General features: G+C 59.0%; 18 protein-coding genes and 1 pseudogene. 8 read left to right on the top strand and 11 right to left on the bottom strand.

The annotated features are described in order from the left end of the window. Positions 1-56: 56 nt before the first annotated feature. From AB4N47_RS21430 to gpmI, 4 genes and pseudogenes are all read right to left on the bottom strand, one after another. The gene (locus AB4N47_RS21430; RefSeq protein WP_341638391.1) at positions 57-833 is read right to left on the bottom strand and encodes a divergent polysaccharide deacetylase family protein; all 777 of its coding nucleotides are present in this window, start codon (positions 831-833) and stop codon (positions 57-59) included. Positions 834-835: 2 nt separating this feature from the next. Beyond that, a complete protein-coding gene (locus AB4N47_RS21425) occupies positions 836-2155 on the bottom strand; it encodes a S41 family peptidase (RefSeq protein WP_039756590.1) in 1320 nt (439 codons plus the stop codon). A gap of 31 nt (positions 2156-2186) precedes the next feature. Further along, positions 2187-3471, bottom strand: a pseudogene (locus tag AB4N47_RS21420) (murein hydrolase activator EnvC family protein). 217 nt (positions 3472-3688) lie between these two features. Further along, complete coding sequence (gene gpmI, locus AB4N47_RS21415; RefSeq protein WP_341638392.1) at positions 3689-5218, bottom strand: 2,3-bisphosphoglycerate-independent phosphoglycerate mutase; 1530 nt, start codon at positions 5216-5218, stop codon at positions 3689-3691. A gap of 153 nt (positions 5219-5371) precedes the next feature. Here gpmI and AB4N47_RS21410 point away from each other — a divergent pair, with 153 nt between their 5' ends. Genes AB4N47_RS21410 through secB form a run of 3 tightly spaced genes read left to right on the top strand, consistent with a single transcriptional unit; the run spans position 5372 to position 6584 of the window. Then, a complete protein-coding gene (locus AB4N47_RS21410) occupies positions 5372-5785 on the top strand; it encodes a rhodanese-like domain-containing protein (protein WP_016772116.1) in 414 nt (137 codons plus the stop codon). Between the two features lies 1 nt (position 5786). Continuing rightward, positions 5787-6041 carry a glutaredoxin 3 gene (gene grxC, locus AB4N47_RS21405; RefSeq protein ID WP_016772115.1) on the top strand — a complete coding sequence of 85 codons (255 nt, stop codon included), beginning with the start codon at positions 5787-5789 and terminating at the stop codon, positions 6039-6041. A 57-nt stretch (positions 6042-6098) separates the two neighbouring features. Continuing rightward, positions 6099-6584, top strand: coding sequence for a protein-export chaperone SecB (gene secB, locus AB4N47_RS21400; RefSeq protein ID WP_130911998.1), 486 nt, complete (start codon positions 6099-6101; stop codon positions 6582-6584). A gap of 120 nt (positions 6585-6704) precedes the next feature. Here the strand turns inward: secB and AB4N47_RS21395 are convergent, their stop codons facing one another. Continuing rightward, the gene (locus AB4N47_RS21395) at positions 6705-7160 is read right to left on the bottom strand and encodes a tRNA (cytidine(34)-2'-O)-methyltransferase (protein ID WP_076565159.1); all 456 of its coding nucleotides are present in this window, start codon (positions 7158-7160) and stop codon (positions 6705-6707) included. On the opposite strand from AB4N47_RS21395, the gene AB4N47_RS21390 reads away from it, so the two are divergent. From AB4N47_RS21390 to AB4N47_RS21380, 3 genes are all read left to right on the top strand, one after another. Further along, complete coding sequence (locus tag AB4N47_RS21390; RefSeq protein WP_071174114.1) at positions 7159-7599, top strand: hypothetical protein; 441 nt, start codon at positions 7159-7161, stop codon at positions 7597-7599. The genes AB4N47_RS21395 and AB4N47_RS21390 overlap by 2 nt on opposite strands. 188 nt (positions 7600-7787) lie before the next feature. Next, a complete protein-coding gene (locus tag AB4N47_RS21385; protein ID WP_341638393.1) occupies positions 7788-9836 on the top strand; it encodes a leucine-rich repeat domain-containing protein in 2049 nt (682 codons plus the stop codon). A gap of 171 nt (positions 9837-10007) precedes the next feature. Continuing rightward, on the top strand, positions 10008-12005 hold the full coding sequence (locus AB4N47_RS21380; RefSeq protein WP_341638394.1) for a leucine-rich repeat domain-containing protein: 1998 nt from the start codon (positions 10008-10010) through the stop codon (positions 12003-12005). A gap of 528 nt (positions 12006-12533) precedes the next feature. Here AB4N47_RS21380 and ntrC read toward each other — a convergent pair. The 5 genes from ntrC to glnA form a co-directional block, all read right to left on the bottom strand. Then, positions 12534-13970 carry a nitrogen regulation protein NR(I) gene (ntrC, locus tag AB4N47_RS21375; protein WP_186533771.1) on the bottom strand — a complete coding sequence of 479 codons (1437 nt, stop codon included), beginning with the start codon at positions 13968-13970 and terminating at the stop codon, positions 12534-12536. After that, a complete protein-coding gene (gene glnL / locus AB4N47_RS21370) occupies positions 13967-15052 on the bottom strand; it encodes a nitrogen regulation protein NR(II) (RefSeq protein ID WP_024011230.1) in 1086 nt (361 codons plus the stop codon). The genes ntrC and glnL overlap by 4 nt, the downstream gene beginning before the upstream one ends. 230 nt (positions 15053-15282) lie before the next feature. Next, the gene (locus AB4N47_RS21365; RefSeq protein WP_341638395.1) at positions 15283-15906 is read right to left on the bottom strand and encodes a DUF4124 domain-containing protein; all 624 of its coding nucleotides are present in this window, start codon (positions 15904-15906) and stop codon (positions 15283-15285) included. Next, positions 15903-16415 (bottom strand): DUF4124 domain-containing protein, encoded by a 513-nt coding sequence (locus AB4N47_RS21360; protein ID WP_341638396.1) that lies wholly within the window; start codon positions 16413-16415, stop codon positions 15903-15905. The genes AB4N47_RS21365 and AB4N47_RS21360 overlap by 4 nt, the downstream gene beginning before the upstream one ends. 329 nt (positions 16416-16744) lie before the next feature. Then, on the bottom strand, positions 16745-18151 hold the full coding sequence (glnA, locus tag AB4N47_RS21355) for a type I glutamate--ammonia ligase (RefSeq protein WP_016772104.1): 1407 nt from the start codon (positions 18149-18151) through the stop codon (positions 16745-16747). 327 nt (positions 18152-18478) lie between these two features. Here glnA and thiI point away from each other — a divergent pair, with 327 nt between their 5' ends. Then, the gene (gene thiI, locus AB4N47_RS21350) at positions 18479-19933 is read left to right on the top strand and encodes a tRNA uracil 4-sulfurtransferase ThiI (RefSeq protein WP_024011233.1); all 1455 of its coding nucleotides are present in this window, start codon (positions 18479-18481) and stop codon (positions 19931-19933) included. A gap of 139 nt (positions 19934-20072) precedes the next feature. After that, positions 20073-21893: a translational GTPase TypA gene (gene typA / locus AB4N47_RS21345; protein WP_016772102.1), complete on the top strand. Its 1821-nt coding sequence runs from the start codon at positions 20073-20075 to the stop codon at positions 21891-21893. Positions 21894-22107: 214 nt separating this feature from the next. On the opposite strand, the gene AB4N47_RS21340 is transcribed toward typA, so the two are convergent. Beyond that, positions 22108-22545 (bottom strand): YkgJ family cysteine cluster protein, encoded by a 438-nt coding sequence (locus AB4N47_RS21340; RefSeq protein ID WP_341638397.1) that lies wholly within the window; start codon positions 22543-22545, stop codon positions 22108-22110. Positions 22546-22563: the final 18 nt, after the last annotated feature.

Raw genomic sequence — 22563 nt, 5'->3', positions numbered from 1 at the left:
ATCCGGAAGGGGGAGGGGCGTTCGGTGGTAACTATGTATTGCAACGTGACCGGGTGTTACCGGTAAACGCCATCCTTGCCATGCCCGGCCATGGCGCGGTTGCTGCGCACGCTGATCATCTGCCGGATATCGATCCAGTCGATGCCCTGCGCTTTGAGCTTGGGTAATTCGCGCTCCAGCACCGCCAGGGTCTGCGGATACGGATGGCCGATCATCACCGCTGAACCCTGTTTGTGCGCCAGGGCGATCGCGGTCTGCAACTGAGTGGCAATGGCCGCTTCGGTGCGCTCATCATCGAGAAACACGTCTCTGGAAACGCTGGCCAGATCGATTTTCTGCGCCTGCTGCGCAGCGACCGTTTGAGCGCTGGTGCGGCTGTCGACGAAGAACTTGTGCCGACGCTGCAATTCGCCCATCAACCACGCCATCGCCGCAGGCTGCGCGGTCATGCGGCTGCCCATGTGATTGTTGATGCCGGCGGTGAACGGGACTTTTTCAAACGCGGCATTCAGGCGTTTCTGCAGCTCTTCGATGGGCAGTTCGGTGTGCCAGGCGTACGGCCCGGTGGCCGGGTCCATGGGCATGTGCAGGATGACGATCTTGCCGGCGCGATGGGCTTCGCGGGCAAATTCGGTGGCGTGGGGGGTGTCGGGCATGATCGCCGCCGTGACCGGGCCGGGCAGGGCGAGCACGCGACGATCCCGGGGCAGGTTCTGCCCCAGGTCATCGATGATCAATGTCAGGTAGGCTTTGTGCGGCGAGGAGCTGGCGGGCTCTGCTTGGGCAAAACCGGCCAGACAGCACAACAGGACGCAGAGTGCGCGGAGCAACATCCTCAGCGGCCGGAGGTGATGCTCAGGCCTTTGAGCAGGCTCAGGGCCTGGGCCAGTTGGTAATCGTCATCCTGCGGCATCGCTTTGGCCTTGCCGCCGGAACCGCTCGGTTTGTCGGCGCCGCCGTTGCCGTTGCCCAAGTGACCTTGCAGATCGGCTTCCTTGAAGTATTCGCTGTCGGCTTCGTTGGTGATCTTCGCGCGGCGCACTTCGATGTCCGGCACGATGCCCTGAGCCTGGATCGAGCGGCCGTTCGGCGTGAAATACAACGCGGTGGTGATCTTCAGCGCGCGGTCGTTGTTCAGCGGCAGCACGGTCTGCACCGAGCCCTTGCCGAAACTGGTGGTGCCCATGACCACGGCACGTTTCTGGTCCTGCAGGGCACCGGCGACGATTTCCGAAGCCGAGGCACTGCCGCCGTTGATCAGCACGACCATCGGCACCGCTTCGCTTTCGTCCTTGCCGGTGGCGGAGAAGCGCAATTCGGAGTTGGCGATGCGGCCCTTGGTGTAGACGATCAGGCCTTTGGTGATGAAGTGGTCGACCACTTCCACCGCCGATTGCAGCACGCCACCCGGGTTGTTGCGCAGGTCGAGAATGATGCCGTTGAGCTTCTTGCCGTTGTCCTTGCGCAGCTTGGCCAGGGCCTTGGAAACTTCTTCGCCGGTCTTGACCTGGAACTGGGTGATGCGGATGTAGCCGTAGCCCGATTCCAGCAGCTGCGCCTTGACGCTTTTCACCTGAATCACTGCACGGGCCAGGGTCACGTCGAACGGCGTGCCGCCATCGCGAACCAGGGTCAGGGTGATTTTCTGGCCGATCTTGCCGCGCATCTTGTCGACGGCTTCGGTCATGGTCTGGCCGCGGGTTGGCTGGCCGTTGATCTTGACGATGAAGTCGCCAGCCTGAATACCGGCCTTCGACGCCGGGGTGTCGTCGATCGGCGAGACAACCTTGATGAAGCCGTCCTCGGCGCCGACTTCGATGCCCAGGCCGCCGAATTCACCGCTGGTGCTTTCCTGCAGCTCGGTGAAATCTTCCGGGCCAAGGTAGGCCGAATGCGGATCGAGGTTGCTGAGCATGCCCTTGATCGCGTTTTCCAGCAGGGTCTTGTCGTCCACAGGCTCGACGTACGCGGCTTTGATCCGGTCCATGACCTCGGCGAAGGTGCGCAGCTCTTCCAGCGGCAACGGCGCCTTGGCGGTCGCGGCAGTGCCTGCCGGAGCGACGGTCGGGGCCGGTTGCGCGGCGAACGCCAGAGGCGCGCCGATCACCAGGGCGATCGTCAGGGCCAGCGAGGTAAGGCGGGACAAATGCAGCATGTCGAACGAACTCCTGAATTAGATGGTGCGCTTATCCTTGCGCACGACACCATTGCGCCGGATCACTCGGGTGACCCTGCTGACGAATTGCGAAATACAGCGCTGGCGTGTCCTGACCGCCACTGTTACCGACAGTGGAAATCGACTCGCCAGCCTTGACCACATCACCCGCCGACTTGAGCAGCGTCTGGTTGTGGCCGTAAAGACTCAGAAAACCGTTGCCATGATCGAGGATCACCAGCAAACCGGCACCGCGCAGCCAGTCGGCGAACACCACGCGCCCGCCGTGTACGGCGTGCACCTGGCTGCCGGCGGAGGCGCTGATCATCACGCCATCCCACTTGGTGCGGGCGTCGTCGCCACGGCTTTCACCGAAGCGTGCGAGTAATCGACCATCAACCGGCCACGGAAGTTTTCCCCGGGTTGCAGCAAAGGGCCCGCCAAAGGTTTCGCCGCTGCTCGATACCAGCGCGCCGGGGCTTGATCTGGCGGGTTTTCGTGGGGCGTCGCTGTTTTCAGCCTGCGCCTCACGCAAACGCTTTTTTTCCGCTTCCTGCTGGGCGATCAGCGCTTTCTGCCGCGCTTCCTCTGCCTCACGAGCCTGGCGGGCCAAGGTTTCTTCAATGGTTTTAAGGACTTTAGACAGGTCTGCCTGATCCTGCTCGCGGGCGGCGAGTTTCTGGTCGCGGGCCTTGACGTCGTCATTGAGTCTGGCGAGAACCTGCTGGCGCTCCTTGCGGACTTTCTCGAGTGCCTCGCGCTGAGTGTCGAGGTCGCTTTTCTGCACCAGCAACTGCGCTTGCTGCAGACCGATGTCTTTTTCGACATTGGCCAGTTGGCGCAGGGTTTCGTTGAAGTTCTTCAACTGCTCCAGGCGTGCCTGGCTCAGGTAGTCGTAATAGGTGAGGGTGCGGGCGAATTTCTCGGGATTCTGCTGGTTGAGCAGCAGCTTGAGGTATTCCTGGCGGCCGTTCTGGTACGCCGCACGGGCCTGAATGGCGATCAGTCGCTGCTGTTCAGTGCGCGCGCTCTGGAGTTTTTTTCTCTGCATCGAGCCGCTGTAGCTCGGATTCGCTCTTCTGCAGTTCTTTCTGCAGCGCGTCGACCTGCTTCTGCAGCTTGCCCATCTCGGTTTCAGTGCCCTTGAGCTCTTTCTGCACGCCGGACTTTTCTTCCTGCAGCTTGCCCAAGAGTTTTTTCAGCTCGGCGATATCCTGACGCGTGGCGTCCAACTGCTGTTGGGTTTGCGCGCGCTCGTCGGCGAAGGCCGGCTGGAGCAGACAGGTCAGAGCAAGGGCGATCAGGACGCGAAGCATAGGGGCGGGCGGCACCAGGGTAAGGGACGGCCTAGTATGCCCGCCCGAGGCTGCAAAAAAAACGCCCAATTGGGGCTGTGTGATAACTGGCCTGAAAAACACCCCAAAACCAATGTGGGAGCGAGCCTGCTCGCGAAAGCAGTGTGTCAGGCGACATCGCTGTCGACTGATCCACCGTATTCGCGAGCAGGCTCGCTCCCACAAGGTTAGGTGTGGTTTACACCAGGATCGAGGTACCGGTCATCTCCGCCGGTTTTTCCAGACCCAGCAGCATCAGCATGGTCGGTGCCACGTCCGCCAGCACGCCACCTTCGCGCACTTTCAGGTCACGCTTGCCGACATAAATGAACGGCACCGGCTCGGTGGTGTGCGCGGTGTGCGCCTGGTGGGTTTCTTCATCGGCCATTTTTTCGACGTTGCCGTGGTCAGCGGTGATCAAGGCTTCGCCGCCGACTTTTTCCAGCGCTTCAACGATGCGACCGACGCAGGTGTCCAGGCACTCGACCGCCTTGACCGCCGCGTCGAACACGCCGCTGTGGCCGACCATGTCGCCGTTGGCGTAGTTGACCACGATCACGTCGTAACGCTGGTTTTCGATGGCGTCGACGATGCGGTCAGTAACTTCCGGCGCGCTCATTTCCGGCTGCAAGTCATAAGTCGCGACTTTCGGCGACGGGATCAGGATGCGCTCTTCGCCCGGGAACGGTTCTTCGCGACCGCCGGAGAAGAAGAAGGTCACGTGAGCGTATTTTTCGGTTTCAGCGATGCGCAGCTGGGTCTTGCCGTTTTTCGCCAGGTAATCACCGAGAACGTTTTCCAGGCTGCCGGCGGCGAAGGCTGACGGTGCGGGAATGCTTGCGGCGTATTGGGTAAGCATGACGAAACCGGCCAGTTTCGGCTGGCGGGAGCGCGCGAATTCCTTGAAATCGTCTTCGACGAACACGCGGGTCAGCTCGCGGGCGCGGTCGGCGCGGAAGTTCATGAACACCACGGCATCGCCGTCTTCGACTTTCACCGGCTCGCCGATGGAGGTGGCTTTGACGAACTCGTCGCTTTCGCCACGGGCGTAGGCAGCTTCAAGACCTTCCTGAGCGGTGGCGGCGTTGAATTCGCCATTGCCGTCGACGATCAGGTTATAGGCCTGGGCGACGCGATCCCAACGGTTGTCACGGTCCATGGCGAAATAGCGGCCGATGATGCTGGCGATGCGGCCTTTGCCGAGGGCCTGGAATGTCGCGTCGAGCAGTTCGATCGACGAGGCAGCGCTTTTCGGCGGCGTGTCGCGGCCATCGAGGAAGGCGTGCAGATAGATTTTTTCGGCGCCGCGCTTGAAGGCCAGTTCGGCCATGGCGATCAGGTGATCCTGGTGGCTGTGCACGCCGCCATCGGACAGCAGGCCCATGAAGTGCACGGCTTTACCGGCAGCCACGGCTTTGTCTACAGCAGCGCAAATGGTCGGATTCTCGAAAAACTCACCGTCGCGGATCGCTTTGGTCACACGGGTGAAGTCCTGATACACCACGCGCCCGGCGCCGAGGTTCATGTGGCCGACTTCGGAGTTGCCCATCTGGCCGTCCGGCAGGCCGACGTCCATGCCGCTGCCCGAAATCAAGCCGTTCGGCACCGTGGCCCACAGACGATCCAGCACAGGTTTCTTCGCCGCGAACACGGCATTGGATTCGGGGCTGTCGCTGTGACCGAAGCCGTCGAGAATCATCAGGACCAAAGGTTTGGGCGTAGTCGTCATGGAATCCACTCGTGGCTGATAAAGAAGAGGGCGATGGAAAACGGAGTTGGAGTTTAAAGCGAAGTTCCGACCGCGTCACCGCCGGACGGGGTTTGGCCGACCATAGTGGCTGTGTATACTGGCCGACATTTTAACGCCCTGGAACCTCCTTCGATGGTTGCTCACCTGATTGAATTTGCCACTAACCACTACATTCTTGTCGGTATCTTCGTCGTACTTCTGGCTCTGTTGCTGGCGCACACGATGCAGGGCGGCGGCAAGAGCCTGAGCACCGGCGAGCTGACCGCACTGGTCAATAAAGATGCAGGCGTGGTGGTGGACATCCGTCCGGCCAAGGATTACGCCGCTGGCCACATCGTCGGCGCGGTGAACATCCCGCAAGACAAACTGGCTGCCCGCGTCGGCGAGCTGGAAAAACACAAGGCCAAGACCATCATTCTGGTCGATGCCCTCGGCCAGACCGCCGGCACCCACGCCCGCGAGCTGATGAAGTCCGGCTTTACTGCCGCCAAGCTGTCCGGCGGGATTTCCAGCTGGAAAGGCGACAACCTGCCGCTGGTGAAATGACATGAGCGAAGTCATCGTCTACTCCAGCGATTACTGCCCTTACTGCTCGCGCGCCAAGCATCTGCTCGCCAGCAAAGGCGTGGCCTTCGAAGAGATCAAGGTCGATGGCAAGCCGCAGCTGCGTGCCGAAATGACCAAAAAGGCCGGGCGCACGTCCGTGCCGCAAATCTGGATCGGCGCAAAGCACATCGGCGGTTGCGATGATTTATACGCCCTGGAGCGCGCCGGCAAACTCGACGCGCTGCTCAAGGGCTGAACGGCTGCACCCACGTACAGCACTCCCTAAAAGACCCAAGATCGATAAGGATCTGAGATGACTGACCAACAGAACACTGCAGCCAGCGAAGAAGAAACCGCACCGCAATTCTCCTTGCAGCGCATCTACGTACGCGACCTGTCCTTCGAAGCCCCGAAAAGCCCGGCGATCTTCCGCCAGCAGTGGGATCCGGCGGTCGGTCTGGATCTGAACACTCGCCAGAAAGCGCTGGAAGGCGATTTCTACGAAGTGGTGCTGACTCTTTCCGTCACCGTGAAAAACGGTGAAGAAGTGGCCTTCATCGCTGAAGTGCAACAGGCCGGTATCTTCCTGATCAAGAATCTGGACGCGGCTTCGATGAGCCACACCTTGGGTGCATTCTGCCCGAACATCCTGTTCCCGTACGCTCGCGAAACCCTCGACAGCCTGGTTACCCGAGGCTCGTTCCCGGCGCTGATGCTGGCCCCGGTGAACTTCGACGCCCTGTACGCGCAAGAGCTGCAGCGCATGCAGGAAAGCGGGGACGCACCAACCGTTCAATAACGGTTCAGCCTCACCCATGTGGGAGCGAGCCTGCTCGCGAAAAGGGTGTGTCAGAGACGTAGTTGTCGACTGATACACCGCATTCGCGAGCAGGCTCGCTCCCACATTTGTTTTGCGGTGTTATTTGAAGTCGTTCTGCCGCCACGCTTCGTACACGGCGACTGCCACAGTGTTGGACAGGTTCAGGCTGCGGCAGCCCTCGCGCATCGGCAGGCGCAGGCGTTGTTCGCCGGGCAGGGCGTCGAGCACGTCCGCGGGCAGGCCCCGGCTTTCCGGGCCGAACAGAAACGCATCGCCGGGCACGAACGCGGCATCATGGAACGGCCGCGAACCCTTGGTGGTGAAGGCGAACACGCGCGGGTTGCCCAGACTTTCCAGACAGCTGGCCAGGTCCGCGTGACGCTGCAACGTGGCATATTCGTGGTAATCGAGACCGGCACGGCGCAGGCGCTTGTCGTCCATCTCGAAACCCAGTGGTTCGATCAAATGCAGGTGGCAGCCGCTGTTGGCGCACAGCCTGATAACGTTGCCGGTATTCGGCGGAATTTCTGGTTGAAAAAGGATGACGTGAAACATGCACGGCTCCGAAGGTAAAGATGAGCGGCATTCTACGCCGCCTGTGGACAACCGTTCGAAACTATTCCCGCGAGTCATCGGCTCGCTGGCGATTGTCGGCTTGATGATCGGCTTGATGATCGGCCGGCTGACCACGCCGGATCCGAGCGTGCTGGAGCAGGTCGAGGTTACCGATGGCGGCCTGGTGGTGTGGTTTAACAATGAGCCTAAGCTGCACGGCGAGATCATCGACGGCACCGTCGCGCTGCTGTTTCAGGCCGAAGGTCGACCGCAGAAAGGCCAGCTCAGGCTCAACGGCAAGGACGTCAACTGGCGCACGCGCAAGAGTGATGGCGGATTGTTGCTGACGGTGCTGGCGGCGCGCCCGTTGCAGGGCGACTGGGTCGGCAGCGAGGTCGATGATCGTTGGCGACTGGAGATTCGCTTGAGCGAGCCCTAAGCGGCATTTCTTCATCACTGGGGCGCGCTCCCACACTATTTGAGGTCGTTTCCCACCACGACCGTCTTCCTTTCCCCTCTCCAGCACGTGCTCATGCACGTTATCGTTCGCCCCTCCAAACGGCAGGATGCCGAAACCCGTCGTCGCCTTGCAGGAATGCAGGGGGCGTCTTTTTCAAGGATGAAGATATGCCAGTTAAACCCCCTCGCGGTGGCGGTACCCACGTGGATGTGAATGCTTCCGCCGGCACGAATCGATCGCCCGAAGTTGATACTTCGCTGCCGACGACATCGGGCCGCCGAGGTTCCGCATCGGATATTTCTGTGGATCATTCGCGTCCGGGAGACGGGCCGTCCGACGGCACCGCCAGGAATGAAACTAAGCCGCTTGCGGTCGTAATGGTCCATTCGGCTAGCGCTGAGGCGCTTGCTCTTCCCGGTCCGTCGTCGTTGGAAAACTACCTGATCAGTGCCGGTTCGACGCTTCCAGACGCCGACAGCAGCGGACTCAGAGTGTTCAAGAGCCGCACTTATGTTGATCTGTCCATCGGCGGGACTGTGCTTGTCGGGGCGGATCCGGATACGGGACTTTATCGCGCCCGGCTTTCAAGTGAATTGCGTCCCTCTGGCCCCGTGCTGGAGCGCGATAGCGCTAGCGGCTTGTGGCGCTTGCACGAGGATGTTGGCGCGACCATTCGAGAACAATTCAAGAGATTGTTTCCTGAGGCAGCCGATGAGCACGCGCAGCACTTTAACAACCGATTCGGTGACAGGGACAGCGCAGAGGTTGAACTTGAGCGGATCAAGCTTGGGTTTCCTCAGCTGGACCGCGAACTCGGCGCATGGGAGAAGGCTTATAAGGGCTCTGATACCGACGAGCGCGATCGGCGCTTTGCTCTGGGAGCCAAGGTGCGTCAATTGTTCAAGTGGCTAGGCGATGCATCGGAGAGAATCCATCAGGAGGGATTTCAGGCAGGGTTTGTCCTGAAACTGGCTTTGGGAAGGAAGAAAAATCTCACTCTCCCGGTTTTATCTACACGACTCGGTTCCATAGTTGCCCTTGAAATCACAGAGGGTGCCGTAGGTAATCTCGAAGGTCTGTTCAAGAGCTTGTCCCACATTGAAACGCTGAAAGTGCAAGCGTCACTGGGTGATGGCTTACCTGCCGGAATCGAAACACTCACAGAGCTGAAAGTCCTCGACATGAGCCGCACCGGGGTCCTATTCAAGCCGGCCGATGTTGATCGCTTCACACGCATGAGCCGCCTGCAGGAGTTGAACCTCGAAGATGGCGCGTTACTGCACGCTCCGTCAGTCCGCGGTCTTACCGAGTTACGAGTATTGAATCTTCGATATACCGGTATAAATGCTTTGCCGGCTGGATTGAGTGAAATGCCCGGCCCGTCACGTTTACAAGTGCTTGATTTGAATCGGAATCGGGGCCTGAAAGTCGCACCTGACGTCAGTGCAATGACCGAGCTGCGGATATTGGATCTGGCGGATACGGGGATAACCAGGCTTCCGCTAGGGCTTGATTCCGGGAGTGGACCTTCGCGGCTCGAAATATTGAACCTCAGCGCCAATCATCTTTATGTGGCGCCTTCGCTTAGAGGGATGACTGCATTGCAGGAGCTGGATCTGAGCTGGACCCGTATAGACAGATTTCCCGAGGGCATTACGGCCGATATCCCCAAGAGGAAATTGATACTTAAAGGCAACGATATTCAATCGATCCCCGAATCGCTTGAGCTCAGGAAAGGCTTCGATCTTTCATACAATCCGATTTCCGACCCGGCTTCCCTGCGGCGACTCATTTTTGCTCGGCGACAAACAGGCACAGATGTCTGGCTGGGGCGAGAAAGTACTGACCGGTCTGCAAATCTTTGGCTGAACAATGTGCCGCCAGCACAATTTCCCGACAAGCTGGCGCTCTGGAACCGATGGTCGAGCGTTCCCGAAAGCGACCTGATGTTACGTATCCGGCACTTGAGTGGCACGCCAGAATTTCACATCGAGCGTCCGCTATTGCAACGCCGCGTCTGGACGTTCCTTGAGGCATTTGACAAGGCTGACGCTGTCGAACAGGCACGGCTCAGAGCTGTTGCTGGAAGGTTCATTGAAAATGAACCGATTCTTGGCGTCATGCTGGAAAGACTGGAAGCCGAAATTCTAGAATTCGATGCATGGCGCCAACAGGTGCCACCGCATCACTTACCCAAGCGACCGAAATTTGAATGAATGCAAGTTCACGCCTCGGCGCGCGATATAACACCGGGAACTCCTGACCCGCCTGTTGCTCCAGGGCGCGGGCTCATTGCGCTGCGGTCTGAGTCCGAAGCGAGCAATCTCCGTCGCGCCCTCATTTCCCCTTGCATGATGCAAGGGGCATTTTTCTCAAGGATGAAAAACATGCCAGTAAAACCAGTAAAAGGTGGCGGTACCCACACGAAAGTGGATGCTTCCACCAGTCCGACCCGACCGGACAACATGGATATTCCGCTTCCCGGCCCGTCAAACCGAGGTGGTTCTGGCTCAGCGTCGTCCACCGATAATTTGCCGTTACGGGCCGGCTCGTCCGGCGCTGTCGACGCAGAGGCCACTGGTACGACTCCAGCGGTCATTATTCACACGGCCCCTGTTGAAACGCGTTTGCTTGCGCCTCGACCGGTGCTGAACGATTACGTAATCAATGCCCGGGCAATTCTTCCAGAAGTCAACAGTGAAGGTTTGACGGTATTCAAGAAGCGCACCTACGCTGAAGTGGCCGATGGCGAATTTGTGTTTGTCGTCGTGGATCCGGAGACAGGTCTGCATCGTGCCCGACGGCCAAGCGAATTGCTTTTAGGCCCGGTGATGCTGCGCGATGCGGACAGCGGACGTTGGTATCCGCGCGAAGTCGTGGAACCAACTACCCGGGAGCAGATCCGCAAATACCTCCCGGGCACGACCGATGACGACGCGGATGCCTTCATTGCCCGGTTCGATGACAAGGACGTGGCAGAGCTTGAACTCAAGCACATTCAGCTTGGGCTTCCTCAGCTGGACAGCAAACACGTCAGCATCCCGCACCACCAGAATCGCGCTGTGCAGTCCCATGAAATGACTGAGGCGTTTGCCATGTGGAACACGCTACGCCAAGTGCACAAGTGGCAAGGTGAGCCTGGTCAGCGGGTTTATAGTAATGGCAGGCTATCTGGTTACAAACTGGATATCAATCTCACGCTATGGCCAGTCGATAGGCTGCTTTCATTGAAATTCAAGTCAGTGGTTTCTCTTACGTTAAGAGGTCATGCACCGCTGGACCCCCAAGTGTTTTTTTCGCAATTTCCCAACATTGAAAGTCTGACAGTAACAAGCCAGTTAATTACCAGAAGATCCTTCGGGGTCTCGATGTATGGGGATGTTTACTCAAGATTCGATATGGGTTCGCGCTTTGCCGAGCAATTAGCGAAGCTCCCCCGTTTACGAGAATTGAACCTGCCGGATTGTGATTTTCAGGATGATTTTTCGCTGAGGGGCATGACCAGATTGCAGGTGTTGAGGCTAGGTAAAATACAGGCGGCTAGGCTGAATTATTATCCCGACGACTTGCGCGCTCAGTTGTCTCTTCAACACCCGAGCGTTGTTTTGCTAACGGATCCTGACATCTCCGGGATGACCGAGTTGCGCGTGCTGGATCTGACAGGAGCCGGAATACGGCGAATTCCTATCGGGCTTGATGCCGATAACGCGCGGTCAAGGCTGGAAGTATTGAGACTGGGTGACAATGCGCTTTCAGTCGCACCTTCACTCAAAGGAATGACTGCACTGCAGGAACTGGATCTTTCCAATGCATGGCTAGACAAATTTCCGGAGGGCATCACCGACGAGATTCCCGGGAAAGTGTTGAACCTGGCGAACAACCGCATTACCTCGATTCCCGAGTCCGTTGAACTCAGAACCGGCTTCAATTTCATTGGCAATCCAATTACGGATCCGGCTTCGCTCCGCCGGCTGATACATGCGCGTATAACAACAGGCACCGATATCTGGCTGGGAGTTGAAAGTAATGATCGCTCGGCAAACCTGTGGCTGCGCAATGTGCCGCCATTGGAGTTGTCCGGAAAATTGAAGCTCTGGGACAGTTTCGGCGGAGCAGGAAGTGACGTGCTCAATGGAATCCGGAAGCTGAGCCGTACACCTGAATTTCACGTTGAGTATCCACTTTTACAGCGACGGGTGTGGTGGTTTCTGGATATCTATACGAAGGCTGAGCCAAGCGAACAGGCAAGGATGAAGGACATTCTGATCAATGAACCCAGCCCCGGAAAAATGCTGGACAGGCTTGAAGCACTAATACGGGAATATGACTCGGGGCGGCAGAACCAGCCCCTGCACCATCTGCCCAAACGTCCAAAGCTTGATTAGCGCAGAGCTGAACACCTCGGCTGGAGGTGTAAAAGCGGGAATCCCTGACCTGCCTGTATCAGGGTTCCCAAAAGCTTGGGCGCGCGTGTCGCGTCGGCCCGGTGTAAAGAGGGAACCCCCGGCCTGCCTGTACCAAGGATCCCAAAAGGGTGGACTCATCCGTTGCGGTCTGAGCCCGATGTAAAGAGGGGAATCCCCGGCCTGCCTGTACCAAGGTCCCCGAAACGGGTGGTGAATCGAATCACCTGTGAGAGGTATTGCAGGCGCCGTGCCAGGTTTTAATTTGTTGGAACAAAAAAGCGCCTGAGAGACACGAAAGCCCCGAAATTCGGGGCTTTCGTTTGTTCGAAGCGTGAGTTTTTCAGGCCTTTGAAATAGGGCGATGAGAATCGGGCTCTGCGCGATCCCGGGTCATCGTGCATTGATGCGGTGCATGCTGGCTCAAAACGCTTCGCGAGCAGGCTCGCTCCTACGACCAATTGTGGGAGCGAGCCTGCTCGCGAATGGGTTCAACGCAGAACCGGAGACTTAACCCTCTTCCCCCTCATCATCATCCCCACCATCAACCTTCATCCCCAGTTCCTTGATCTTGCGCGTCAGGGTATTACGGCCCCAACCCAGCAACACCGCCGCATCCCGCCGACGCCCTGCGGTGTGCTTCAGTGCCGTCTCGATCATGATCCGCTCGAACGCCGGCACTGCGCTGTCGAGCAGGCTCGACTGGCCGCGGGCCAAGGCCTGATCGGCCCACTGGCGCAGGGCCTGTTCCCAATTGGTCACTGGCGCCGAATCCTGCGGCAGGTTCAGCAGCTCCGGCGGCAGGTCGCTGATGTGCACCTCGCGCCCGGACGCCATTACGGTGATCCAGCGGCAGGTGTTCTCCAACTGACGCACGTTGCCGCCCCACGGCAGGTTTTTCAGGTATTCCTCGGTCTCGCTTTTCAGCAGCTTCGGCTCGACCGCCAGTTCCTGCGCGGCGCGGCTGAGGAAGTGCCGGGCCAGGGTCGGGATGTCTTCACGACGATCCGACAGGCGCGGGATGTGGATGCGGATCACGTTGAGGCGGTGGAACAAGTCCTCACGGAATTTGCCGGCGTGGACGAGCGTTTCCAGATTCTGGTGGGTGGCGGCGATGATGCGTACATCGACCTTGACCGGCACATGGCCGCCGACGCGATAGAACTCGCCATCGGCCAGCACGCGCAACAAACGGGTCTGGGTGTCCGCTGGCATATCGCCAATTTCATCAAGGAACAGCGTGCCGCCGTCCGCCTGTTCAAAACGACCGCGACGCAAGTTCGCCGCGCCGGTGAACGCGCCTTTCTCGTGGCCGAACAGCTCGGATTCCATCAGATCCTTGGGAATTGCCGCCATGTTCAGGGCAATGAACGGCGAAGCCGCGCGTGGGCTGTGGCGGTGCAGGGCGTGGGCCACCAGTTCTTTACCGGTACCGGATTCGCCGTTGATCAGCACGGTGATGTTGGAGTGGCTCAGACGCCCGATGGCGCGAAACACTTCCTGCATCGCCGGCGCTTCGCCGATGATTTCCGGGGTGCGCGTCAGGGCTGGCACAACCTCCAGGCCTTGCTGTTCCTGCGCATGTTGATTGGCGCGTTTGACCAGCGATACCGCTTCATCGACGTCGAAAGGCTTGGGCAGGTACTCGAAAGCGCCGCCCTGATAGGAGGCGACAGCGCTGTCCAGATCGGAGTGAGCGGTCATGATGATGACCGGCAGCCGTGGGTGCTGTTCGCGAATCCGCGCCAGCAGATCCAGACCACTGGCACCGGGCATGCGGATATCGGAAATGATCACGTCCGGCTGCTGCCGGGCCAGACGACTCATCACGCCATCGGCGCTGTCGAAGCTCTGGGTGGTCATGCCTTCCTGCTGCAAGGCCTTTTCCAGGACCCAACGGATAGAACGGTCGTCATCGACGATCCACACGGTTTCACTACGGCTCATGTCGATGTGGCTCCTTGTTCCAGTGGCAGGAAGATCGAGAAGGTGGTGTGGCCTGGATGGCTCTCACACTCGATCAGGCCCTGGTGCTGACTGATGATGTTCTGGGTAATGGCCAGGCCCAGCCCGGTACCGTCCGGGCGGCCGCTGACCATGGGAAAGAAAATGGTTTCCTGCAGTTCCGCCGGGATGCCCGGGCCGTTGTCGATGATCTCGATCTTGGTCACCAGACGATGGCGGATGTGGCCGATGGTGAATTGGCGCATGGCGCGGGTGCGCAGGCTGATGCGGCCCAGACGCAGCTCGTTCTGGCTGCTGATCGCCTGCATCGCGTTGCGCACGATGTTCAACACCGCCTGAATCATTTGCTCGCGGTCGATCAATACGTCGGGAATGCTCGGGTCGTAATCACGCACCAGGGTGATGCAGCCCTGGCTTTCGGCTTCGACCAGATGACAGACGCGTTCGAGCACTTCGTGGACGTTGCACATGGCCAGCGACGGCAGTTTGTTCGAGCCGAGCATGCGATCGACCAGATTGCGCAGGCGGTCGGCCTCTTCGATGATCACATTGGTGTAGTCACGCAGGCTTTCTTCGGGCAATTCGCGAGCGAGCAATTGCGCAGCGCCGCGGATGCCACCGAGGGGGTTCTTGATCTCGTGGGCGAGGCCGCGCACCAGCATCTTGCTGGTTTCCTGCTTGGACAGCTGGGCCTCTTCCTTGGTGATCCGCAACAGGCGATCACGTGGGTGCACTTCAAGCAAAAGCAAAGTCTCGCCGTTGCTGAGGATTGGCGTCACCGCGTAATCCACGGTCAGCGTCTGGCCGGTGAGGGCGGTGAGCATCGCTTCACGCTTGGTGAAAGGGTGCGCCTGCTCCACCGCCTGACGCAGGGAATTGAGCGCCTCGGGGGATTCGGTGAACAGCTCGCTGATGAACTGGCCGTGACTGCGCTGACCGCTGACCGCCAACAGCATTTCCGCCGCCGGGTTCATGTACTCCAGGCGCAGCTCGGCGTCGAGCAGGATGGTCGCCGTGGTCAGGTTGTCGAGCAGCAAACGGTGTATAGCGTCGCTTATGGTCATCTGGACCCCTTTTGGAGCAAGGCGTGCGCGAGAACAAAGCGCTGATGTCGGGAAAATGCAAAAACCAAACCAAGGCTCCGAAAAGAAGCGTTTAACCCCTGAAACAGGCGTTTGACGCGCGTTTGTATGGCACGAAGCCAGCTCAAACGGGAAGTTTCGAACCAAAATGGGTTGGGTTGTGGGCGAGATGCAGTTTAGTGCACCAATAGGGTGCGCATGCCCGGCAGACGTTAAAAGAAGCGCAGGAATGGGTTTTTCGGTTCGTCAGGTTTGTCCTTGAGCGGGCATTCCGGGCGCACACCATAGTCGTCGGCGACACAGGGTTTGACCTGACGTTTCTGCGCCAGGGAAATGCGCAGCATGTGGAACGGCTGATTGGCGGTGCGTTCCACGGTACGCCCGGCGGCGTCGAGGATTTCGATCGAAAGGCTGTGGCTGCCGCGATCGATATTGCTCAGCGCAAATACCGGGCTGACGCCGGGTTCGCCGGTGGCCTTGCCATCCAGCAGCAGGCGATAACGATGGCCGCTTTGCAGGCCCGGTTCGCTGGTGACGCTGACGATCAGCTCGCCGGCGCTGCTGCGCAAAGTGGCATCGGGCTCCGGGATCAGAATGCGCAGCATGTCGTAATGAAAGGGCGCTGGTTCGGCAGATGTTTTCGCCGTGCTGACCGGCGCTGCGGTGTTGGCAGGGACCGCCATGCGGTTGCTCGTCGCGATCGGCACTCGCTTGGCGTTGGCGCGTGGCTGGTCGGTGTAGACGCGGTTGCCCTGTGCGTCGATGTAGGTGAAGACCTCCGCCGAGGTGCGCATCGACATCAGTGCCAGGACGAGTACCAGCCCCGCGCGGATCATGGCGTGTGCACCCGTTGCACGGTGAAGACCGCGGGCGGGCTCTGCTGAATGACGGTCTGACCGTCGATCACCTGCACGGCCAGGCGATGCTCGCCGCGATCGATGTTGACCAGTTGCAGAACCGGCACGTTGCTCGGCTGGCCATAGGGCTGGTCGTCGAGCAGCAGCCTTAATTGATGCGGCGGTTGCAGGCGCGGCTTGATCAGGACGTTGACCGTGAAGGTGCCGTTGTTGGCGCGCAGCGCCTCGTCAGAGGGCAGACCGGCGAGCTCGAGGATTTCATAGGCGTTGCGCGGTGGTTGCGGTTGTTCTGGGGTGGGTGCTTGCGGCGCACTCGGTGCCTGCGGCTCGACCCGATTGAGCGGTGGCAGCTCGACCGGTTGCGCCTGCACGCCGTCCGGCGGCTGATTGCTGTACGCCGTGTTGCCGTTGGCGTCGGTGTACTTGTAGATCTGCGCGGCGGCGGGCAGGGCGATCAGCAGCAGAATGTAGAGGAACGTGCGACCCATGAAATCGACCGGGGTTGGAAGCGATGGGTAGCAGCATAGGACAGGTGGGGCGGTTGGCCAAAACCGTTAATAACTGGAATTGAAAAGACTGGTAGCCAAAACACTGATCGTTCCCATGCTCTGCGTGGGAATGCCTCCTGGGACGCTCCGCGTCCATTGACGCAGAGCGTCACGGGCTGCATTCCCACGCGGAGCGTGGGAACGATCAATGACACACCGCTTTCGTGAGCAGGCTCGCTCCCACAGGGTAAATGAACTGCGCCGGGCAATAAAAAAGGCCTCCCGAAGGAGGCCTCTTTTGTCACGCCGCTTTACGCAGCGCTACCGGATCAGCAGCTGTAGTACAGCTCATATTCCAGTGGGTGTACGAAGGTGCGAACCTTGATTTCTTCTTCCGATTTCAGCGCGATGTAAGCGTCGATGAAGTCGTCGGAGAACACGCCGCCCTTGGTCAGGAATGCGCGGCCCTTGTCCAGCTCTTCCAGGGCTTCTTTCAGGCTGCCGCAAACCTGTGGAATCTCTTTCGCCTCTTCAGGCGGCAGGTCGTACAGGTTCTTGTCGGCAGCATCGCCTGGGTGGATCTTGTTCTGGATACCGTCCAGACCGGCCATCAGCAGCGCTGCGAAAGCCAGGTACGGGTTGGCAGCCGGATCCGGGAAGCGTGCTTCGATTCGGCGGGCTTTCGGGCTCGACACGTAAGGAATACGGATCGAAGCGGAACGGTTGCGCGCCGAGTAGGCCAGCATTACCGGCGCTTCGAAGCCTGGCACCAGACGCTTGTAGGAGTTGGTCGCCGGGTTGGTGAAGCCGTTCAGGGCCTTACCGTGCTTGATGATGCCGCCGATGAAGTACAGAGCGGTATCGGACAGGCCGGCATAGCCTTCACCTGCGAAGGTGTTCTTGCCGTCTTTCCAGATCGACATGTGTACGTGCATGCCCGAACCGTTGTCGCCGTACAGTGGCTTCGGCATGAAGGTCGCGGTGCGGCCGTAAGCGTCGGCAACGTTGTGCACAACGTATTTCAGGGTCTGAACTTCGTCGGCCTTCTTCACCAGCGTGTTGAACTTGACGCCGATTTCGTTTTGGCCGGCAGTTGCCACTTCGTGGTGGTGAACTTCAACCGACTGACCCATTTCTTCCAGTGCGTTGCACATGGCGGTACGGATTTCGTGGTCGTGGTCGAACGGTGGAACCGGGAAGTAGCCGCCTTTCACGCCTGGACGGTGACCCTTGTTGCCGCCTTCGATGTCCTGGTCGGACATCCACGAACCTTGCTCGGAGTAGATCTTGAACATCGAGCCGGAGATGTCCGACTTGAATTTCACCGAGTCAAAGATGAAGAACTCAGGCTCTGGACCGGCGAATACGGTGTCACCGATACCGGTGGCTTTCAGGTGCTCTTCGGCGCGCTTGGCGATCGCACGTGGGTCGCGATCGTAGCCCTGCATGCTCGAAGGCTCGATGATGTCGCAGACCAGAATCAGGGTTGGGTCTTCGGTGAACGGATCGAGCACGGCAGTTTCGTCGACCGGCATCAGGATCATGTCGGAGGCTTCGATGCCTTTCCAGCCGGAGATGGAGGAACCGTCGAACATCTTGCCGACTTCGAAGAAGTCGTCATCCAGCGCATCGCGAGCCGGCATGGTCACGTGGTGCTGAGTGCCTTTGGTGTCCGTGAAGCGCAGATCAATCCACTTGACGTCATGATCTTTGATGAGTTGAACCGACTTCGACATAGTGTCCTCCGGGTGAATTAGGGCGGGTAGTGGATGCCCTTAATAATGGTGATGCCGGCGCGAATACTCTGCCAAGGCAACCTGCCTCACAAGGGAGCAAATTGCATGCCAGTGCCCCAGCATGGGTTTTTTGCCCCAAATTCACGCTTATTAAGATGCTTGACGTACTGAATCGACAAATCCCGCCCCTTAATGTTGCGTTTAAATTCAGAAATGACCTGTTTTGGTGCAGCGAAAACCTTCTGCACATTAACTGGTTAAACCTTGAGCAATTTCCGCTATAATCCGCGCCCCCCTTTTTCGGCTGGCCGTTCGCGCGCTGTTTTCATGAAACTTATCGTAAAAGTCTTCCCCGAGATCACCATCAAAAGCCGACCTGTCCGGACGAAATTCATCCGCCAGTTGGCCAAGAACATCCGCACCGTGCTCCGTGACCTGGACCCGGCCGTGGTGGTGAACGGCGTGTGGGACAACCTCGAGCTGGAAACCCGCGTTACCGACCCCAAAGCCTTGAAAGAGATGGGCGAGCGCCTGACCTGCATGCCGGGTATCGCGCACTTTCTGCAGATCGACGAGTACCCGCTGGGCGACTTCGACGACATCACCGAGAAGTGCAAACAGCACTACGGCGATGCGCTGGCCGGGAAGATTTTCTCGGTACGCTGCAAGCGCGCAGGCAAGCATGCCTTCAGCTCGATGGACGTGGAAAAATACGTCGGCAGCAAGCTGCGTCGCGAGTGCGGTGCGGCCGGAATCGACCTTAAAGCGCCGCAAATCGAAGTCCGTATCGAAGTTCGCGACAAACGGTTGTTCGTGATCCACAGCCAGCACAACGGCATCGGCGGCTACCCGCTGGGTGCGCTGGAGCAGACGCTGGTATTGATGTCCGGCGGCTTCGATTCGACCGTGGCGGCTTACCAGATCATGCGTCGCGGCCTGATGGCGCACTTCTGCTTCTTCAATCTCGGCGGGCGTGCCCACGAATTGGGCGTAATGGAAGTCGCGCACTTCATCTGGAAGAAGTACGGCAGCTCGCAACGCGTGCTATTTGTCAGTGTGCCGTTCGAGGAAGTGCTGGGCGAAATTCTCGGCAAAGTCGATAACAGTCATATGGGCGTGGTTTTGAAGCGTATGATGTTGCGCGCCTCGTCCGAGATCGCCGAACGCCTGCACATCGATGCACTGGTGACCGGTGAAGCGATTTCCCAGGTGTCGAGCCAGACGCTGCCGAACCTGTCGGTGATCGACTGCGTGACCGACAAGCTGGTGCTGCGGCCGCTGATCGTCGCGCACAAGCAGGACATCATCGACACCGCCAACGAGATCGGCACCGCCGATTTCGCCCGGCACATGCCGGAATATTGCGGCGTGATTTCGGTCAACCCCAAGACCGCCGCCAAGCGTGGCCGGGTTGAGCACGAAGAGAAAGAATTCGACATGGCGGTACTCGAGCGTGCGCTCGCCAACGCCAAACTGGTGCCGATCGATCGGGTAATCGACGAGTTGGGCCAGGATTTGCAGATTGAAGAAGTCAGCGAAGCGCTGGCCGGTCAGATCGTCATCGACATCCGCCACCCGGATGCCGCCGAGGATGACCCGCTGGAACTCGCCGGCATAGAGGTACAGACGATGCCGTTCTATGCAGTGAACGCACGTTTCAAGGAACTGGACCCTACTCGCCAGTACCTGCTGTATTGCGACAAAGGCGTGATGAGTCGCCTGCATGCCCACCATTTGCTCAGTGAGGGGCATGCCAATGTGCGCGTTTATCGACCGAGCTAAGTGCCCGGGGCTGTTTGCCTGTGGCCTGCGTCACCGGCCCCCCGACACCGCCGTCAAGCTGTAACGGCCATGCCGGACACTACTGCTAATCGCTGCCATGACTTGTCAGCAAACCGAATCCTCTGATCGAGATACACAAGTGATCGAAAATCTACGCAACATCGCCATCATTGCCCACGTTGACCACGGTAAAACCACCCTGGTAGACAAACTCCTGCGTCAATCCGGCACCCTGGAGCGCAACGAGCTCAACGACGAGCGCGTGATGGACTCCAACGACCAGGAAAAAGAGCGCGGTATTACCATTCTGGCGAAGAACACCGCCATCAACTGGAACGGCTACCACATCAACATCGTGGACACCCCGGGCCACGCCGACTTCGGCGGCGAAGTTGAACGCGTAATGTCGATGGTCGACTCCGTTCTGCTGCTGGTTGACGCTCAAGACGGCCCTATGCCGCAAACCCGTTTCGTGACCAAGAAGGCTTTCGAAGCCGGCCTGCGTCCAATCGTGGTGATCAACAAGGTTGACCGTCCAGGCGCACGTCCGGACTGGGTTCTGGACCAGATCTTCGACCTGTTCGACAACCTCGGTGCTACCGAAGAACAACTGGACTTCCAGGTTGTTTACGCTTCGGCCCTGAACGGTATTGCCGGTCTGGACCACACCGCCATGGCGGAAGACATGACTCCGCTGTACCAGGCGGTAGTCGACCACGTTCCGCCTCCGGCCGTTGACCGTGACGGTCCGTTCCAGATGCAGATCTCCGCTCTGGACTACAACAGCTTCCTGGGTGTTATCGGTGTTGGCCGTATCGCTCGCGGTCGCGTCAAGCCGAACACCCCGGTTGTCGCTATCAGCGCCGACGGCAAGCGTCGCAACGGTCGTATCCTGAAGCTGATGGGTCACCACGGTCTGCACCGCATCGACGTTGACGAAGCAGCTGCCGGCGACATCGTCTGCATCAGCGGCTTCGACGAGCTGTTCATCTCCGACACTCTGTGCGATATCAACACCGTCGAGGCGATGAAGCCGCTGACCGTTGACGAGCCAACCGTTTCCATGACCTTCCAGGTAAACGACTCGCCATTCTGCGGTAAAGAAGGCAAGTTCGTGACCTCCCGTAACATCAAGGATCGTCTGGACAAAGAGCTGCTGTACAACGTTGCACTGCGCGTTGAAGAAGGCGACTCGGCTGACAAGTTCAAGGTTTCCGGCCGTGGTGAGCTGCACCTCTCGGTACTGATCGAAACCATGCGTCGCGAAGGCTTCGAGCTGGCCCTGGGCCGTCCTGAAGTGATCATCCGTGAAGTTGACGGCGTGAAGCAGGAACCGTTCGAAAACGTCACCATCGACATCCCTGAAGAATCCCAGGGCAAGGTCATGGAAGAGATGGGTCTGCGTAAGGGCGACCTGAGCAACATGGTGCCGGATGGCAAGGGCCGTGTTCGTCTGGAATACAACATCCCTGCTCGCGGTCTGATCGGTTTCCGTAACCAGTTCCTGACCCTGACCAACGGTGCTGGCATCCTGACCTCGATCTTCGACCGTTACGCTCCAGTGAAGTCGGGCCACATGTCCGGCCGTCAGAACGGCGTTCTGGTTTCGGTTGAAACCGGCAAGGCTCTGACCTACTCGCTGGAAACCCTGCAGGCTCGTGGCAAGCTGTTCGTAGAACACGGCCAGGAGATCTACAACGGTCAGATCGTTGGTCAGAACAGCCGCGACAACGACCTGGGTGTCAACCCAACCAAAGGCAAGAAGCTCGACAACATGCGTGCTTCGGGTAAAGACGAAACCATCGCTCTGGTCCCACCTGTTCGCTTCACCCTGGAACAGGCTCTGGAATACATCCAGGAAGACGAGCTGTGCGAAGTCACGCCTAAGTCGATCCGTCTTCGCAAGAAGATCCTCGACGAAAGCGAGCGTACCCGCGCTGCCAAGAAAGCCAAGGCGTAATTCAGCCCTGGAATAAAAAACGCCCCCGGTCGCGAGACCGGGGGCGTTTTTGTTTGTCTGGCTTTTATTCGGTATTTGCGCTGGCCTCTTCGCGAGCAGGCTCGCTCCCACAGGGATTTCGGGTGAACAGAAAATCTGTGTTCACTGATCTCTATTGTGGGAGCGAGCCTGCTCGCGAAGGCGGCCGATCAGCCGCCGTAAACTTCAGCAGCGATCAAAATTTGTCGATGGCCCGGAAATTCTGCACCCGCTCGACTTCTTTCGGCTTATAAGCGCAATACCCCGGCCGCGGGCCGATCTTCGGGTGGTTGCGGCAGGTGTCCGGGCGCTTGTCATAAATGGTGCACAGGCGGGTTTTACGATCCAGGTAATAGCAGTCGTTGTTGCTCATGCGCTGGAGGGTGAAGATTCCCGACTTCTGATTGAAGCGCTCGACCAGACCTTCCTTTTGCAGGCGCTTGGCGATGTTCTTTGGCGGATCGCCCAGTTCGAACTCGTCGACCACGCCGATGCGCACCAGATCCTTGATCTTCACTTCGACCGGCAGCGTGCAGCAGCTGGACATGCACGAGCCGCACATCGGTGCCGAAAATTTGGCCCACGTATCGAGACGATCAATCTCGGCGGCGGCGATCAGGTTGGGCTTCATCATCGGGAGTTACCAGGCATG

The sequence above is a fragment of the Pseudomonas sp. S3_G06 genome (assembly GCF_054667565.1).
The sequence above is the reverse complement of the archived record's forward strand: the minus strand, read 5'-3'. Positions and strand labels throughout refer to the sequence as shown.